The organism is Limnobacter sp. (assembly GCF_046297615.1).
Lineage (GTDB): Bacteria > Pseudomonadota > Gammaproteobacteria > Burkholderiales > Burkholderiaceae_B > Limnobacter.
This window is the reverse complement of sequence record NZ_JBKBHM010000002.1, coordinates 300,702-316,090: the sequence shown is the minus strand read 5'-3', so window position 1 is coordinate 316,090 and position 15,389 is coordinate 300,702. Positions and strand designations below refer to the sequence as shown.

At 55.6% G+C, this 15,389-nt stretch carries 23 protein-coding genes and 1 riboswitch; all 23 genes read left to right on the top strand.

The window, feature by feature from the left end; all coding sequences use genetic code 11:
- The first annotated feature begins 3 nt into the window (after nt 1-3).
- The 23 genes from ACK4FF_RS05460 (at nt 4) to ACK4FF_RS05350 (ending at nt 15,381) form a co-directional block, all read left to right on the top strand.
- Nucleotides 4-177 (top strand): DUF2635 domain-containing protein, encoded by a 174-nt coding sequence (locus ACK4FF_RS05460; RefSeq protein WP_409705614.1) that lies wholly within the window; start codon nt 4-6, stop codon nt 175-177.
- On the top strand, nt 177-1,655 hold the full coding sequence (locus ACK4FF_RS05455; protein WP_409705611.1) for a phage tail sheath C-terminal domain-containing protein: 1,479 nt from the start codon (nt 177-179) through the stop codon (nt 1,653-1,655). The genes ACK4FF_RS05460 and ACK4FF_RS05455 overlap by 1 nt, the downstream gene beginning before the upstream one ends.
- Nucleotides 1,656-1,667: 12 nt before the next feature.
- Nucleotides 1,668-2,033 (top strand): phage tail tube protein, encoded by a 366-nt coding sequence (locus ACK4FF_RS05450; protein ID WP_409705608.1) that lies wholly within the window; start codon nt 1,668-1,670, stop codon nt 2,031-2,033.
- Nucleotide 2,034: 1 nt separating this feature from the next.
- On the top strand, nt 2,035-2,304 hold the full coding sequence (locus ACK4FF_RS05445; RefSeq protein WP_409705605.1) for a phage tail assembly protein: 270 nt from the start codon (nt 2,035-2,037) through the stop codon (nt 2,302-2,304).
- 128 nt (nt 2,305-2,432) lie between these two features.
- Entirely contained in the window at nt 2,433-2,597 is a 165-nt protein-coding gene (locus tag ACK4FF_RS05440) for a hypothetical protein (RefSeq protein ID WP_409705602.1), read from the top strand.
- Between the two features lie 66 nt (nt 2,598-2,663).
- Nucleotides 2,664-4,265: a hypothetical protein gene (locus tag ACK4FF_RS05435; RefSeq protein WP_409705599.1), complete on the top strand. Its 1,602-nt coding sequence runs from the start codon at nt 2,664-2,666 to the stop codon at nt 4,263-4,265.
- 1 nt (nt 4,266) lies between these two features.
- Nucleotides 4,267-5,436 (top strand): DNA circularization protein, encoded by a 1,170-nt coding sequence (locus ACK4FF_RS05430; RefSeq protein ID WP_409705596.1) that lies wholly within the window; start codon nt 4,267-4,269, stop codon nt 5,434-5,436.
- A complete protein-coding gene (locus ACK4FF_RS05425) occupies nt 5,436-6,563 on the top strand; it encodes a phage baseplate assembly protein (protein ID WP_409705593.1) in 1,128 nt (375 codons plus the stop codon). The genes ACK4FF_RS05430 and ACK4FF_RS05425 overlap by 1 nt, the downstream gene beginning before the upstream one ends.
- The gene (locus ACK4FF_RS05420; RefSeq protein ID WP_409705590.1) at nt 6,560-7,144 is read left to right on the top strand and encodes a phage baseplate assembly protein V; all 585 of its coding nucleotides are present in this window, start codon (nt 6,560-6,562) and stop codon (nt 7,142-7,144) included. Before ACK4FF_RS05425 ends, ACK4FF_RS05420 begins: the two co-directional genes overlap by 4 nt.
- Before the next feature lie 3 nt (nt 7,145-7,147).
- Nucleotides 7,148-7,594 carry a phage GP46 family protein gene (locus ACK4FF_RS05415; RefSeq protein WP_409705587.1) on the top strand — a complete coding sequence of 149 codons (447 nt, stop codon included), beginning with the start codon at nt 7,148-7,150 and terminating at the stop codon, nt 7,592-7,594.
- A 1-nt stretch (nt 7,595) separates the two neighbouring features.
- Nucleotides 7,596-8,660, top strand: a complete 1,065-nt coding sequence (locus tag ACK4FF_RS05410; RefSeq protein ID WP_409705584.1) for a baseplate J/gp47 family protein — start codon at nt 7,596-7,598, stop codon at nt 8,658-8,660.
- Entirely contained in the window at nt 8,651-9,244 is a 594-nt protein-coding gene (locus ACK4FF_RS05405) for a YmfQ family protein (protein ID WP_409705581.1), read from the top strand. The genes ACK4FF_RS05410 and ACK4FF_RS05405 overlap by 10 nt, the downstream gene beginning before the upstream one ends.
- A gap of 12 nt (nt 9,245-9,256) precedes the next feature.
- Nucleotides 9,257-10,522 carry a gp53-like domain-containing protein gene (locus ACK4FF_RS05400; protein WP_409705578.1) on the top strand — a complete coding sequence of 422 codons (1,266 nt, stop codon included), beginning with the start codon at nt 9,257-9,259 and terminating at the stop codon, nt 10,520-10,522.
- Nucleotides 10,523-10,531: 9 nt separating this feature from the next.
- Nucleotides 10,532-10,996, top strand: coding sequence for a hypothetical protein (locus ACK4FF_RS05395; protein WP_409705575.1), 465 nt, complete (start codon nt 10,532-10,534; stop codon nt 10,994-10,996).
- Nucleotides 10,997-11,021: 25 nt separating this feature from the next.
- Nucleotides 11,022-11,390 carry a hypothetical protein gene (locus ACK4FF_RS05390; protein ID WP_409705572.1) on the top strand — a complete coding sequence of 123 codons (369 nt, stop codon included), beginning with the start codon at nt 11,022-11,024 and terminating at the stop codon, nt 11,388-11,390.
- Nucleotide 11,391: 1 nt separating this feature from the next.
- A complete protein-coding gene (locus ACK4FF_RS05385; protein WP_409705569.1) occupies nt 11,392-11,709 on the top strand; it encodes a hypothetical protein in 318 nt (105 codons plus the stop codon).
- Nucleotides 11,691-12,044, top strand: coding sequence for a hypothetical protein (locus ACK4FF_RS05380; protein WP_409705566.1), 354 nt, complete (start codon nt 11,691-11,693; stop codon nt 12,042-12,044). The genes ACK4FF_RS05385 and ACK4FF_RS05380 overlap by 19 nt, the downstream gene beginning before the upstream one ends.
- Before the next feature lie 9 nt (nt 12,045-12,053).
- Nucleotides 12,054-12,404, top strand: coding sequence for a hypothetical protein (locus tag ACK4FF_RS05375; protein WP_409705563.1), 351 nt, complete (start codon nt 12,054-12,056; stop codon nt 12,402-12,404).
- A gap of 9 nt (nt 12,405-12,413) precedes the next feature.
- On the top strand, nt 12,414-12,749 hold the full coding sequence (locus tag ACK4FF_RS05370; protein WP_409705560.1) for a hypothetical protein: 336 nt from the start codon (nt 12,414-12,416) through the stop codon (nt 12,747-12,749).
- Between the two features lie 39 nt (nt 12,750-12,788).
- Nucleotides 12,789-12,962, top strand: coding sequence for a hypothetical protein (locus ACK4FF_RS05365; protein WP_409705557.1), 174 nt, complete (start codon nt 12,789-12,791; stop codon nt 12,960-12,962).
- Nucleotides 12,963-13,128: 166 nt separating this feature from the next.
- Nucleotides 13,129-13,593, top strand: a complete 465-nt coding sequence (locus tag ACK4FF_RS05360) for a D-Ala-D-Ala carboxypeptidase family metallohydrolase (RefSeq protein ID WP_409705555.1) — start codon at nt 13,129-13,131, stop codon at nt 13,591-13,593.
- The gene (locus ACK4FF_RS05355; protein WP_409705553.1) at nt 13,590-13,982 is read left to right on the top strand and encodes a 3TM-type holin; all 393 of its coding nucleotides are present in this window, start codon (nt 13,590-13,592) and stop codon (nt 13,980-13,982) included. The genes ACK4FF_RS05360 and ACK4FF_RS05355 overlap by 4 nt, the downstream gene beginning before the upstream one ends.
- A gap of 638 nt (nt 13,983-14,620) precedes the next feature.
- Nucleotides 14,621-14,799, top strand: a riboswitch (yybP-ykoY riboswitch).
- Between the two features lie 3 nt (nt 14,800-14,802).
- The gene (locus tag ACK4FF_RS05350; RefSeq protein ID WP_409705550.1) at nt 14,803-15,381 is read left to right on the top strand and encodes a TMEM165/GDT1 family protein; all 579 of its coding nucleotides are present in this window, start codon (nt 14,803-14,805) and stop codon (nt 15,379-15,381) included.
- Nucleotides 15,382-15,389: the final 8 nt, after the last annotated feature.

Here is a 15,389-nt window from a genome sequence, read left to right as displayed (position 1 = left end):
CCGATGATGAAGATTTACCCAGTAGAAGGCCGACTCGTTCGCGATCCGGTAACTGGTCGTGATGTGACAGGGCCCACTGAAGTTCCTGAGGATGACTCTTTCTGGATTCGTCGGCTCGCAGATGGCGATGTAACAGATGTCGCCCCGAAAACAAAAGCCAGTGACGGAGGCAAGTGATGAGCATTTCTTTCAATCAGATTCCTGTGAACCTGCTGACCCCTGGTCAGTACGTGGAATTCGACAACAGCCGTGCAGTTACTGGCCTGGTGAACATCGAGCAGCGCATCCTGGTGATTGCGCCTCAGCTGGCCACTGGTACAGCCCCTGTAAACGTGCCATTCCAATTGGATAACCTGGCAAACGGCACCACCAAGTTGGGTCGTGGTTCGATCGGTGCAGACATGATCGAATCCATCCTGAAGGTGACTGACACCATTGAAACCTGGGTGCTGCCGATTGCTGATCTGCCTGCGGGCGTTCAGGCCACTGGCACCATCGTGGTGAGTGGTGCGCCCACCGAGGCTGGCACAATCAATCTGTATGTCGCTGGTACCCGAGTTCAGGTGCCTGTGTCCACGACCGACACAGCCACCACCATTGCCACGGCCATTGCCGCAGCAATCAATGCCAACGGCGACCTGCCAGTTACTGCCGGCAGTTCTGCTGGCACCGTGACTGTGACATCACGTCACAAGGGCACACTGGGTAACGATATCGACATGCGGGTGAACTACTACCCACTGTCCGAGAAAACACCCGCTGGTGTAAACCTGACTGTTGCTGCCAACCTGACTGGCGGTACCGGTGACCCATCAATTGCCACCGGCCTGGCTGCAATTGGCCAGACCCAATACAACACCATTGTGATGGCATTCAATGATGACACCAACCTGGCTGCCATCGAGCTCGAGCTGGACAACCGCTGGGGCCCGCTGTTCCAGAATGATGGTCACTGCCACATTGGCTTCCGCGGCACCGTTGGCCAGATCAACACCAAGCTGTCGACCCGCAACAACTCACACCTGACCATGTGGACGGTTGAGTCTGGTGGCGAGCCCCAGCCGATTTGGGAAAAGGCTGCCCTGGGTGGTGCAATTGCATCGTTCTACCTGGGCATTGATCCAGCCCGGCCGCTGCAGACCCTGGCCATGCCCGGTCGCCTGCCAGCCTCAATGGAAAAGCGATTCACTCGTGCCGAGCGAAACAACATCCTGTCTTTCGGCGGTGCCACTACCGTGGTCAATGCCGGCGGAAATGTGGTGGTTGAGCGTGCTGTAACTACTTACACACAGAATGCGGGTGGGTTTGTGGACCCAAGCTATCGCGACATTGAGACCATGTACACCCTGTCGCTGCTGCGCTACCAGGTTCGTGCCCGGATTTCCCAGAAGTTCCCGCGCTACAAGCTGGCCAATGACGGCACGCAGTTTGCACCAGGGCAGGCCGTGGTGACACCCAAGATCATCAAGGCCGAGCTGATCGCCCTGTTCCGTGACTGGGAAGAGGTTGGCCTGGTTGAGGATGTCGAGCAGTTCAAGGCAGACCTACTGGTTAACCGGAACAATGCTGATGCCAACCGCGTGGATGTTTTGCTGCCACCGAACATCATCAACCAGTTCCGCGTATTCGCGTCACAGATTCAGTTCCGCCTGTAAGGAGATATCTAAATGGCTGGCAAGCAGATTTTTGGACGCGCCTTTATTCGCGTCAACGGCATGACCATCGCAAGTTTGCCCGGTACCGGCAAACTCAATCCTGGTGGCATGGAGCGTAGCCCGGTCATGGGCGACTATGGCTTTCTGGGGTTTACCGAGAAGCCTGTGAACGGCGAGATCGAGTGTGAAATCGCCGTCAGTGCTGACACTGACATCGTGGCGCTGAACCGCACTACCGGTGCTTCAGTCACTTTCGAGGCTGACACCGGCCAGGTGTACATCATGCGCAATGCTTCACTGGCCATGCCAGTGAGCCTGCAGTCTGGTGATGGCAAGGCTTCAGTGAAGTTTATCGGCAGCGAAGTCGAGGAGGCCTAAAGTGGGCACAGCAAAAACTATCGATTTGTCCTCACCCATCAAGCTGGGTGGGGATGACCTTCACCAGGTTACCCTGCGGGCACCCAAGGCCAAAGATCTTCGGGAAATGCCGATCAAGCAAGGTCTGACCATGGGGGATCTTTTCCCCATTGCGGCGTCTTGTGCTGATCTGCCTGTGTCCTGTATTGACCAGCTGGAAGCGGCTGACATGATGAAGGTCATGGAGGTCGTCAGCGGTTTTTTGGGCGTTGGCACTGGCGTGACGCAGTAACCCTCATCGCCTTCACCTTCCATTTTTCCTCGCGGGAAATCTGGGAGATGGAGTCGTGGGAGTTGGACTTCTGGTCTGATGAAGCCCAGAAGATTGCTGAAGCCAGGCGTGCGGAATAAGATGTGGGCATGAAAGAAAATCTGCCCACATCATCAAAGATTATCGTTGGCTCAGTGCTTGGGTTGCAGCTGTTTGTAGTTGTGCCTCTCTTTGCGCTGATGCTCTACGTGACCTGGAGCTTGTCCAAGGTTCTGTTCTACATGCTCAGGCCCTTGATTAATTTGCTGTTTTAAGCAGCAGAGTTTTCATTCATAAAGACCCGCCCAAGTGGCGGGTTTTGTTTTTTGGGTAGGCGGCAAATGAGCACCAGCAAAACCGAGATTGTCATTGCCGCGGTCGACAAGGCCACCTCCACGCTGAATCAGATCGGCGGAAAGATGGAGTCGATGCTCAAGCCTGCCAGTGATCTGAGCAAGGCATTTGGTCGCCTGTACCAGGCAACTGGTGTGGGTGGTGTGGCTTCAGCCCTGGGTGGCTTGGCCCAGTCAGCCGGTGGTGCAGCCGTGGCGATTGTGGGCCTTGGCGGTGCCTACTCCGGTGCCCTGGGTTCGCTGCTGATGTTTGCCAACAGTTCCGCCAATGCGGTGGATGAAATCGGTGACCTGGCATCCCGCTACCAGGTGGCTGCCCGGGATATTCAGGTATTTGGTTCCCTGGTGCAGGAAGCTGGTGGCACTACCGAGGATGCAGCCGTGGGTATCGGCAAGCTGAAGAAAGCCATGAACGAGGCCTTGAATGGCGGCAAGGAACAAGCCCAGGCGTTTGCCGGCGTGGGTATCAGCATTGCCTCGCTGAAGAGCATGAGCGCTGACCAGGTGATGCTGAAGATTGCTGATGCCTTCAAGGGTTCAGAAAATGACCTGGCCAAGCAGGCAGTGCTGCTGCAACTGATGGGCAAGAATGGCACCGTGTTCATGGATGTGATGAACAAGGGAAGCCAGGCCTATCGGGATCGGCTTGCCGAGATGGCAGCAGACAATGCGCTCTTTACTGAGGAGCAACTGGCCCAGGCTGATGACTATGACAAGTCCTGGAGCCGGATGATGCGCACGCTCGATGCCGTGCGAATTTCTGTTGGCGTCAGGCTGGCCAGTGCAATCGAACCCACGGTGAAGGCACTGCAGCAGTGGGTGTCAACCAATCGTGAGTTGATTGACCAAAAGCTGGACAGTTTTTTTCAGGCGCTGCCTGGTCTGATTACTGACGCTAAGGAAATGGTGGTCGGAATTTACAACGCCATGGTGTCGCTGGGCAAGGTTCTGGGTGCAATAAGTTCTGTGCTGGGCTCCACGGGTACCGCCTTTGCTGTGCTGGCTGTGGTGCTTTCGCCCGTGATCCTGGCTTCCGGCCAACTGATCCTTGCCATGGGCAAGGTGCTGTTTGTGGTCGGTGAAGTGACCAGGGTGATACCTCTGCTTACGACATCCTTCAGGTTCCTGTGGGCGTTGATGGCGGCCAATCCGATTGGCCTGGTGGTTGCCGCCGTGGCGGGTCTGGCTGTGGCCATGTACAAGAACTGGGACAAGATTGTCGCCTATGTGGATAACGCATGGGAACGCATCAAGTCAGCCTTCGATGTGGGTTTCTTTGACGGCATGATCCAGATCTGGCTGGAGCAGTGGCAGGGGCTGGCCAATGGGATTCTGGGGCTGATCAAGAGCATCACGCCTGATTTCCTGATGCCCGAAGCTATGAAGAATTTCGAGTTTACTTTTGCGACTGACCGGGCCAAGGGCCTTGGTTCTGCAGCTGCAGCAGCCCAAGCTCAGAAGCAGGAAATCAAGAACACCATCAAGCTTGAGATCGATGCCCAGGGCAGACCCAAGGTGGTGGACATGAAAAACGGATCAGACCAGACCACGCTTGATGTGTCGGCTGGTCTGTACATGACGGGAGCCTGATGTGGCCTGGCGCGATAACCTGAGGTCGGCTTCCTTTCGGGGCGTTTCATTCGAGGTTGATTCATCAACATTGACTGCTGGCCGCAGGCTGGCCCGGCATGAATACCCGCAGCGTGATGAACCCTTCCTGGAAGACATGGGCAAAAAAGCTCGTGAATACCGGATCGAGGCTTTCATCATTGGCCCTGAATACATGTCTGGGCGTGACCAGTTGCTGGAGGCCTTGGAGAAACCCGGGCCCGGCCAGTTGGTGCACCCATACCTGGGCACGCTGAAGGTGATTGTCTCTGGCCAGTGCCAGATGACCGAGTCCACCAGCTTTGGTGGCATGGCCAAGATCAGCATCGAGATGGTGGAGGCGGGCACCCAGCAGGAGCCCCGAGCCACTGATGACACACTGGCGGTGCTTGACGCACAGATCGCAGCCGCCGAAGAAATTGCAGCGCTGGAGTTTTCTGAATCCTTCAGCGTGGATGGTGCAGCAGACTTCGTGGTGGAGGATGCACTGAAATCAGTCAATGGATTGCTTTCGGTGCCTGGCATGGTGTTGGACAACCTGGCTTCGATCAGGGCCAATCCATTGTCAGCATTGCAGGCCTTGTTGCCCGAAAGGTTGCTTGGGTCCTTGTCCTCTCCGCTGGGGTTGGCCAAGGGGATCGTGCAACTGGTGCGCAATATGCCCGATGTGCTGCAGTTGTTTGGGTATGGCTTGCCCAGCCCGATTCAGACTGTGCAGACCCCAGCCAGGCAGCAGCTGAATTCAAACCGTGATGCCTTGATGGGCCTGGTGTCATTCCTGGCTGTGGTCAAGCGCACGCGCGACCTGGTCTCGGCCGAGCCTGACACGCTCGACCTGGTAAGGGCGCACCGCACCGAGATTGTTGATCGGGTGGATGATCTGATCTTCTCCGAGCTGATCGGCCAGGATGCGATTGATGCGATCGTGCAGATCCGCACGGATGCGGTCAAGCACTTCACAGCCATCACGCCTGACTTGCCAAGGATTGTGGCAAGAGAATTCGCGGTGGCTTTGCCTGCCTTGGTGGTGGCCCATGATTTCTACGGGGATCAGTGGCTTGACCAGGAGCGGGAGGCTGAATTGATTAAACGCAACCTGGTGAAGCATCCCGGGTTTGTCCCGGCTGGAAAGCCCGTGTTGCTGGTGAGCTGATGACTGATGCCTCAACCAAGTTGACCCTGAAGGTCAATGGCCAGATCTATTCGGGCTGGAAGTCCGTGTCGATTCGCCAGGGCATCGAGCAGATTGCAGGCACATTCGAATTGTCGATCACTGATCGATGGCCAGACCAGACCCTGCAGTGGAGTATTTCTCCGGGCGAGTTCTGCGAGGTGTTGATCGGTGAGGACCCGGTAATTACGGGGTATGTGGACAAGGTGTCCACTTCATACGATGCAGGCTCGCACACCATCTCGGTGGTGGGTAGGGACAAGACAGGCGACCTGGTGGATTGTTCTGCACCGTCAGTGTCGTTTTCAAGCTTGAGCTTTCTGCAGATTGCTTCAAAGTTGGCTGAGCCTTTCGACATCAAGGTGATTGACCAGACTATTGAAGGCGGGAAGGGTAAGTCGCCCAGGCGGGTTTCCAACCTGGCCAAGTGGTCAACCCAGAATGGCGAAAGCGTGCACCGCACCCTTGAGCGCATTGCCCGCAGTGAAGGCGTGATGCTGGTTTCTGATTCCAAGGGAAGCCTGCTAATAACCCGCTCGGGCCTCGGTGGCAAGTGCATCGATTCGCTCGAGCTGGGCAAGAACATCCTGAAGGCAAGTTCTGAGCAGAACCATTCAGCCCTTTACAGTGAAATCACGGTGAAGGGGCAGTCTTCGGCTGCCGGTGCTTCCCAGTTTGACCTGTCCAGGGCCCAGCCCAAGGCCAGCGTGAAGCGGGAAGTGAATGCCACAAGTGGCAGCAAAGTAGGGCGGTACCGCCCATTGGTGGTGGTAGCTGAATCCCAGGCGGATGCCGCTCGATGCCAGACCCGTGCTCGCTGGGAAGTGTCCAACCGTGAAGCCAAGGCCAGGCGCATCAGCGTGACTGTGCAGGGTTGGCGCCAGAGTGATGGCAGCCTGTGGGGAGTAAACAAACTGGTGAAGCTGGTCTGCCCCTGGATGCGGGTGGATGGCCAGTTTCTGATTGCATCGATCTCGATGCGGCTGGATGAGTCTGGCACGACCAGCGATCTGGAGCTGGTTGACCCGCGGGCTTTTGATGAGCTGGCAGAAATTCCGCAGCCTGCTGCAGGCCCTTCTTCCGGAAAATTCAATGTGGTGGGTAAATGATTGACGCGTTCACCAAGCTGACAGAGAGCATGCGCGGCAAGATCCAGTTGATGATCGGTCGGGCAATCCTGTCGGTGGTCAACGATGCTGGCCCGGTGCAAACAGTCCAGGCCCAGATGCTTGCTGATGAGGTCCAGGATGATGTCGAGCGGATCCAGCAGTATGGATTCAGTTCTGCCCCGCTGCCTGGTGCAGAGGGCGTGGTGGTGTTTGTCGGTGGCAACCGTGACCATGGCCTGCTGATTGCCTGTGATGACAGGCGGTACCGCAAGCGTGGGCTTCAGCCTGGTGAAGTGGCGCTTTACACCGATGAGGGTGATCAGATCGTGCTCTCCCGGGGGCGTGTAATAAAAGTCACAGCAGGTGCTGCACTTCAAGTCAATGCGCCGGTGGTGACATTGACTGCTTCCAGCAAGGTGCGGCTTGAAACCCCGATTCTGGAAGTGACCGGCAACATCAAGGACAACTGCGACGCAGGCGGCAAGACCATGCTTCAGATGCGCCAGGCATACAACACGCACACCCACACTGAAAACAATGTGGCCGGTGGCCAGACCTCGACTACAGCCCAACAGGTTTAACCCATGGATATCGCAACAGTGTTTGATCCCCTCGCGGTGCGGGGGGATTTTGTCGTGTCCGCTGGGGCGCTGGCCAGTGATCAGGATTTGAAGACCGCAGTCATGATCAGCCTGTTTACCAACCGGCGTGCTGAGGATGATGACCAGCTGCCCGAGGCATCAATGTCACGGCAGGGTTGGTGGGCTGATGTATTTCAGCCGTCCCGTATTGGCTCAAGGCTTTGGCTTCTGGCCCGAGAAAAGCAGGCCCGGCAGGTGGTTGTCAGGGCGAGGGAATATGCGCGCGAGGCCCTTCAGTGGCTGATTGATGACGGGGTGGCCAGCCAGGTGCTGGTGACCACGGAGGTGGTGACACAAGGCGTGCTGGGTTTGCAGGTGGAAGTGATACGCAACCAGGCGCAACCGGCCCGATTTAAATTTGATCTTGCCTGGCAACAGGTACGGAGTTGAAATGCCGTTTTCCAAACCATCGCTGAGAACCCTGGTTGACCGGGCAGTTGCAGAGATCAATGCCCGCCTGCCTGGTGCAGATGCAAGGCTTCGATTCTCCAACCTGAATGTGCTGTCCAGCGTGATTGCCGGCGCGGTGCATGGCCTGTACGGCTACCTGGACTGGATTTCCCGGCAGGTGTTTCCCGACACTGCCGAGACCGAGAACCTGGAGCGTTGGTCCAGCATCTGGGGTATACAGAGAAAGGCTGCTTCAGCAGCCACCGGCTTGATCACCTTCACCGGTGTGTCCGGTTCAGTTCTGCCTGCAGGCACTCTGTTTCAGCGGCCAGACGGTGCCCAGTTTCAGACCAGCAGTGAAGTCAGCCTGGTGACCGGCAGCGGCAGTGTTTCCGTGGTTGCAGTGTCTACGGGTGCTGCAGGCAATACCCAGGCGGGAGTTTCACTGTTCCTGGTGTCGCCAGTGCTGGGTGTTGACTCGACCGGGCTGGTGTCCGCGCCGGGCATTTCTGGTGGCTCTGACATCGAAAGTGATGATTCACTGCGGGCCCGTCTGCTTAATCGCATCAAGCAGCCACCTCATGGGGGCGCTGCCTCTGATTACATTGGCTGGGCCCTTGAAATTGCAGGCGTCACCCGCGCTTGGGTTTACACCGCTGAGCTGGGTGTGGGCACCTTGACCGTGCGCTTTGTTCGCGACAATGACGGGCAGGGCGCTGCAATCATTCCCGATGCATCCGAAGTGGCTTCGGTGCAGGCTTATCTGGATGCCAGGCGGCCAGTCACTGCAATTGTCTACGTGGTGGCACCGGTGGCCGTGCCACTGAACTTCAGCATTCAGAACCTGACCCCCAACACCCAGGCAGTGCGAGACGCTATTGAAGCTGAGCTGCGGGACCTGATTGCCCGGGAGTCCGAGCCAGGTGGAACAATCCTCCTGTCACATATTCGAGCTGCCATCTCATCAGCCCTGGGCGAAAACGACTTCACCCTGGTTTCTCCAGCAGCCAACGTGGTTAACCCCACTGGCAGCATGAGCGTGATGGGGGCTGTGACATGGCTGTAACTGTCGAGGATTACAAGGCGCTTTTGCAGTCATTGCTGCCGCAGGGCCTGGTGTGGAACCGAGATGAGGATTCGAACCTGGGCAGGCTTTTGCAGGCCATGGCCAAGAACCTGTTTGAGCTTGATGACCGGGCCATTGACCTGGTGGCCGAAGCCGACCCAAGAACAGCGGTTGAGCTGCTGCCGGAATGGGAAGCCATGGCGGGCCTGCCCGATGCATGCGTCATCGATGCCGGGATTGTTCAAAGCACCCAGCAGCGGCGCTCAGCCTTGCTGACCAAGCTGACCACTGTCGGCCGGCAGTCCAAGGATTACTTTATTGCCTTGGCTGCGGGGCTTGGATTTCAGGTGACCATCACCGAATTCAAAAGCTTTCGGGCAGGGCAGTCAGTTGCATCTGACCGGGTCGGCGAGCAGTTTGCCCTGGCCTGGCAGGTGAATTCCGCCCTGAACACTGTCATTCCATTTCGTGCCGGCGCCTCTGTCGCTGGTGATCCACTGGGTTCATGGAGCAACAAGCCACTTGAGTGCCTGTTGAGTCGATTGAAGCCAGCCCACACAACCGTGATTTTTGCCTACTCCTGATGAGGTACAACTATGCATCGTATTGATGCCGCTGGCTTTGCGCCAGGCAACCTGTTCACCGATGGCAACCCAGCCACTGGTACACCCGCCACCGTGGTGGATGCTGTCTGGCTGAATGACATTCAAGAAAACCTGATTAGGTTCATCGAGAACCTGGGCGTTACTCCAGTCAGTGGTAACTTCGACCAGTTGATTGAAGCGATCTCGACTCGCGCAATTCAGCGAAATGCGCCTGCAGTTGCAGTGGCGGGCGGTACGGCCAACGCCTTGACTGCCAGCTTTACACCCGCAGTGGCGACTTTGACTGCAGGCATGACTTTCACGGTCAGGGCTACAGCAGCTAACACGGTCACCACCCCGACATTCACGCCCAACAGTGGCGTGATTCCAGCCAAGACCATCGTAAAGGCAAACAACCAGGCCCTGAACGCCGGTGATATTGCGGGTGCTGGCCACTGGATTGCGCTGACTTATGACCTGACACTTGATCGCTGGGTTCTTGAAAACCCCGCAGCCACTGGTGCTTCTGCCCAGATTCAGCCAATTACAGCATCAGTGGCAGCCAACGCGCTGACCCTGACCCTGAACCCAACCAGGCTGGATTTCCGCAATGCCACGTTGACCAACGGCGCGGTAAGCAGCCGGACTGTTGCCACTGCATTGAGCTTGACTGTGCCGCAGGGTGCAACCTTGGGTGCAACCAACGGTCAGCCTGCAAGGCTTGTGCTGCTTGCAATTGACAATGCTGGAACGGTTGAGCTGGCCGTGGTGAATATCGCTGGCGGTAATGCGCTTGATGAATCTGGAGTTATCAGCACCACAGCAATTAGTGCGGCGGCCACAGCGGCAAACGTTTTCTACAGCACCACTGGAAGGACAAACGTACCTTACAGGGTGGTTGGTTTCATCGATTCAACGCAGGCCACTGCGGGCACCTATGCATCAGCGCCTACTCTTGTTCAAGGTGCTGGTGGATTGGTTTTGTCAGCTTTGGCTGGCGCCTCATTGTCCGCAAATGGCTATCAGCGCCTGCCCAGCGGCCTGATTGTGCAGTGGGGAACTAGCGCCGCCGTAGCAGCAGACGCAACTGTTACCGTGACATTCCCAATCGCATTTCCTACGGCATGTCATTCTGTTGTCGCTAACGCAGTTTCACCAGTTACGTCAGGAGCCGTTTGGCCAACATTCAACGTCAATAACAAGACGACAACTAATTTCCAGTTAATTAACGATGGCGGTAACACCGCGCCAGGCAATTGGATCGCGATAGGTAACTGAGGAAAAACCATGCTCTATTCACCAGGCACAAAAGGCTTTTACAGCGAAGAAATTCACGGCGACAACATCCCTGCTGATGCTGTTGAAATCACTACCGAGGAACACTCAGCACTGCTGGCTGCACAGTCAGAAGGCAAGGTAATCAAGTGGGACAGCAAGAAGAAAAAGCCTGTGGCTGTGGACCCACCACCCCCAACGCGAGAGCAGGTTGTCCAGACCTACAAAGCACACATCCAGCATCGCCTGGATGACTTTTGCCGCACACGCGAGTATGACGGCGTGTTGTCCTGTTGCACCTATGTGACCAGCAAAGTGACCAAGTTCAGGACGGAAGCGCTGTACATGCTCGAGAAACGCGATGAGACGTGGGACATTGGAACCCAAATCCTGGCTGATGTAGAAGCGGGAACCCGCCCGATTCCAACCCTCGAAGAGCTCGATGCGGAGCTTCCAGCACTGGCTTGGCCAGCCTGAAGTACAAACAACGTAAAGGGATGAAATGCAAGAACCGGCAACAACCAGCGCGGCAGTGACCGCCTCCATCACTGGCGGGATGATCGTGATTTTTGGGCCGGTTTTTGGAGTCTGGATCACGATTTTGTTCTCGGCAATTGTAGGGGCAATGTGGACTTTGGGCAGGGTAGAAACACCATCCCGCACTGTGGCTTTTCTCCTATTGTTCAGGATCGTTTCAACTGCTGTACTGCTTACAGGTGGTATTGCAATGGTGATTTCCGAGCAGTTCGGATGGGCCCAAGAACATGTGCTTCCGGCAGTGGCTTTTTTGCTGGGCACCTTGGGTGACAAGTTCGACATTCTCAGAAACGCAGCTGCAAACCGAATCAAAACCCTGATAGGTGGTGCGTGATATGAAAACGATCCTTGTTCTTGCAGTGTATTTCCTGATGTCCTGCAGCCTGTTCTACATGGCCTTCTGCAGGCTGAGCCTGACCAGTGAGTCAACCAAACTTGAAGTCCGGGCTCTGCTCTGGCTGCTGTCCACGATAGGCGCATTTTCTGTGGCTGCCACGGTGGTGTATGGCTACCTGCCTTCAGCCTGGCACATCAGTCTGCTGGCAGTGCTGACGATCTGGCAAGCCTCGACCAAGCACAAGTGGGCACATGGAGCGCCCGATGAGTTCCAGAAAAAAAGCAAGGACGATTATCCATGTCAGTTAACGCCCTAGATTGCAGTTCCCAGGTCATCGCTCACAAGAGAGGTGACACCTTTGAAGTACAGGCCACTTATTCAGATTCTTCAGATGGCTCGCCCATCAACCTGACTGGTTACACAATAGCCAGTCAGATCAGGCACCCAGGCGGTGCCTTGGTTGCCACCCTGGCAGTCACCATCCCTGATCAATCCGTCCCTGCCAACCTTGGCAAATTCACGATGCGGGTCAACAACACTGCCAGCTGGCCAGTGACAGACCTGCTTTGGGATATCCAGTACTCATTCGATAACTCGGTGATCAGCACCGAGACGGTCGTTGTGCGAGTTCAACCAGACGTAACCCAGTGATGATGATCCATGGCCCGAACAACTGTTGTAGTGAGCAAAGGCACCAGCACGGTGCTGGCGCAAAAGGGTGCTCGCCTTGAGCTAAAGCCCGCCCAGAGATCAACCCAACTTGTTTTGCAAAGTGCAGTGACCGGACCCAGGGGATTGCCCGGGCCATCTGGTGGGCTGAATGCGTATGAGCATTCCCAGCCATCTGCATCAGCCAGCTGGCTGATCAATCACAACCTGGGGCGACGCCCCATCGTCAGCGTGTATTCGATAGGCGGCATGGAAGTCAATGCCGAAGTGGTGCACCTAAATACCAATCAAACCCAAATCCTGTTTGCGGCACCGCAGACAGGTTTCGCTCGTTTAATTTAAGGAATAAGCATGGCACGTCAGCAGCTCAGTGATCTGGACTTCAATAACCAGGCAAGGCCTATTAACCTGCCTGACCCAACTGCACCCCAGCATGCAGCCACCAAGGCTTATGTTGACAGTGCTGTGGAAGGCCTGGCATGGAAGGACTCCGTTCGGGCATCGACCACAGCAAACGTCACCTTGAGCAACCCTGGCACAGCCGTTTTTGATGGTGTCACCCTAGTGGCCAATGATCGTTTGCTGGTGCGCAACCAGACTGCGCCTGCAGAAAACGGCATTTACATTTTCAATGGAAGCGCTGTACCCCTTAAACATCACCTACACAACTTGGTCGAATTGGCGTGATTTAGACAGTCTGCCTGTCGTGGACATTGTGGGGTAATCATGGCTGAAATAACCCACACAGTTTCAATCAAAAGCAAAAGCCACGCCGAGTATGAAAAAGCAGTGGCAAGGCTTGAATCGGAGCAAGCAAAAAGCACGGGCTGGACGCTGAACAAAGAACCGCTTTTGTTGCGCGTTACAGCCACAAAAGTTCAAGAAATGAATGATCTATAGTTTGATTAACTAGATTGAAGGCTGAATTCGCGCTGAACGGCCTTAGTAGAGCAAGCCCACTTCGGTGGGCTTTTTTTATGGATGCGGATCATGAGAGATGTTCTTGCGGTAGGGATTGTAACCCTCGCCTTTGCTGGAGTGATGGTTTTGCAATTTGGAGGCTGAGATGAGATTGTCGAAGAATTTCACTCTGGCTGAGGTCATTGAAAGCCAGACTGGGGAGCGCAATGGGATTGACAACACGCCTGATGCCTCGTCCTTGGCCAACCTGCAATTTCTTTTCGAGAACCTGGTGCAACCCATCCGCGACAAGTTCGGGCCCACGATCATTTCGAGCGGCTACCGATGCCCCAAGCTGAACCGAGCAATCGGTGGGGCTCTGAACAGCCAGCATGTGCTTGGCCAGGCTGCCGACTTGAAGTTCGTCAATGTGGACAAGCTCGAAGTGGCAAGGTGGATCTTGTCCAGCGGGCTGAAGTTTGACCAGGTCATCCTTGAAGCCTATGACCCAGCAGACATTCGCAAGGGATGGCTTCATGTGTCCCTGACCCGCGGAATCAACCGGATGCAGGTGCTGACAGCCAACTTCGTGCTTGGCAAGGCTCAATATTCAAAAGGACTGCCACAATGATCGCTGCTCTGCTACCAATCCTGGCGCCCATCATCGGCCAGGTCGTCAAGTCAAAGTTTCCGGACCCTGCTGAAGCCGCTCAGGCTCAATCCGAGGTCACCATGGCGCTACTGGCCCAAAGCCAGCAGATCGAGGCAGCAGCTTCCCAGATCATCCTGGCTGAGGCAAAGTCTGAGCATTTCCTGGCTGCAACCTGGCGGCCTGTGCTGATGCTGGTTTTTGGGGGTCTGATTGTCGCCAGGTGGTTCGGCTGGGCAGCGCCTGAACTGTCCGAGGCTGAATACCTCAAGCTGTGGGATATCGTGGAATTCGGCCTGGGTGGCTACGTGGTCGGCCGGTCGGTCGAAAAGATCACGCCTGACCTGGCCAAGGCTTTAAGAAAAGGGTAGGGTGGGGGCCACTTCGGCATGGGTCCATGGCCCCCTGATCATCTGACGGGTGATCGTCTGTCTGTGTTCAACCGACAATACAAAGTTCCTACCCCTCAACCCCAGGCTCTCGTTCGAAATCTCCACAGCCGTGGTTAATGGTCATGTACTTGTGCAGATCACACCACCAGTCATTGGCCAGCTGCTGCCCGCCGTACTTGATCGAGTTGAACTGAGGTCGGGCATGCGTGCAGAACTCGCAATTGGTTGGCCTGTCGTTCCAGTAACCAGGGGTGATGATGGGGTAAGTGGCGTTCATAAAATACTGTTCAGATAAACAGTATTTGATCATAGCTCAGACCAGAAAAAGCCTCCAGAAAAACCGCTAAAACTCAAAAACGCACCCAGCATTCATGCGGGTTTCCAGCCGGTACCAAAGGGCTGTTTTGTTAGCGCCTCTACCCCATGAATCCTTTTTAATTCAGTTGCTTACGTCATCAATGAAAACTTGAATGGGGTGCAAGGGGTCGGAGGTTCGAATCCTCTCATTCCGACCAATACTGAAAGGCCCGGTTTCTACCGGGCCTTTTTCTTTGCCTATCCGTCGTGCTGTGCTGTTGAAGTTTTTCTTGATTCAACACGCGGGCCCAATTACACTACGCGTACTTATTGGGGAGTAGCCTCTTTTCCTCCACGGAAAAGGCCTGCATCAACACACTTGGAACACATTCCATGGTGCAGGCGGTTCTCTGAACTTGGCAAGACCTTTGACCATTCAGCTTCCGGTTGGCCTGGAGATGCTGGGTTGATCATTTGGTTTTGTCCGGGCCCGGAAATCACTATGTCAGCGCTACTCGTCTCTACCGGGGTGATCGCCCTTGCTGAAATCGGCGATAAAACCCAGCTTCTGGCCTTTTTGCTGGCCACCCGTTTCAAGAAACCGATTCCGATTGTGTTGGGCATCACCGCCGCAACCTTGATCAATCATGGTTTGGCAGGTGCGGTGGGTGGCTGGATCACCAGCAACGTCGGGCCTGAAATTCTGCGTTGGGTTTTGGGCCTTGGATTTTTGGCCATGGCGATATGGACATTGATTCCCGATCAGATTGACGATGAAGAGGCTGGTTTTGCCAGCCGGTTCGGCGTGTTTGGTACAACCTTTGTGGCCTTCTTTTTGGCGGAGATGGGTGACAAAACTCAAATTGCCACAGTGGCCATGTCGGCTCACTATGCGGATGTGCTGTCGGTGGTGGCTGGCACGACCTTGGGCATGTTAATTGCTGATGTACCTGCAGTGTTTGCAGGCGATAAACTGGCACAAAAGATTCCGATGAAGTTGGTTCATGGTTTGGCGGCTGCGCTGTTTGCCGGCTTAGGGGTGGCCACTTTGTTGGGTGCAGGTTCAGGGTTTGGGTTTTGAGAAGTAAG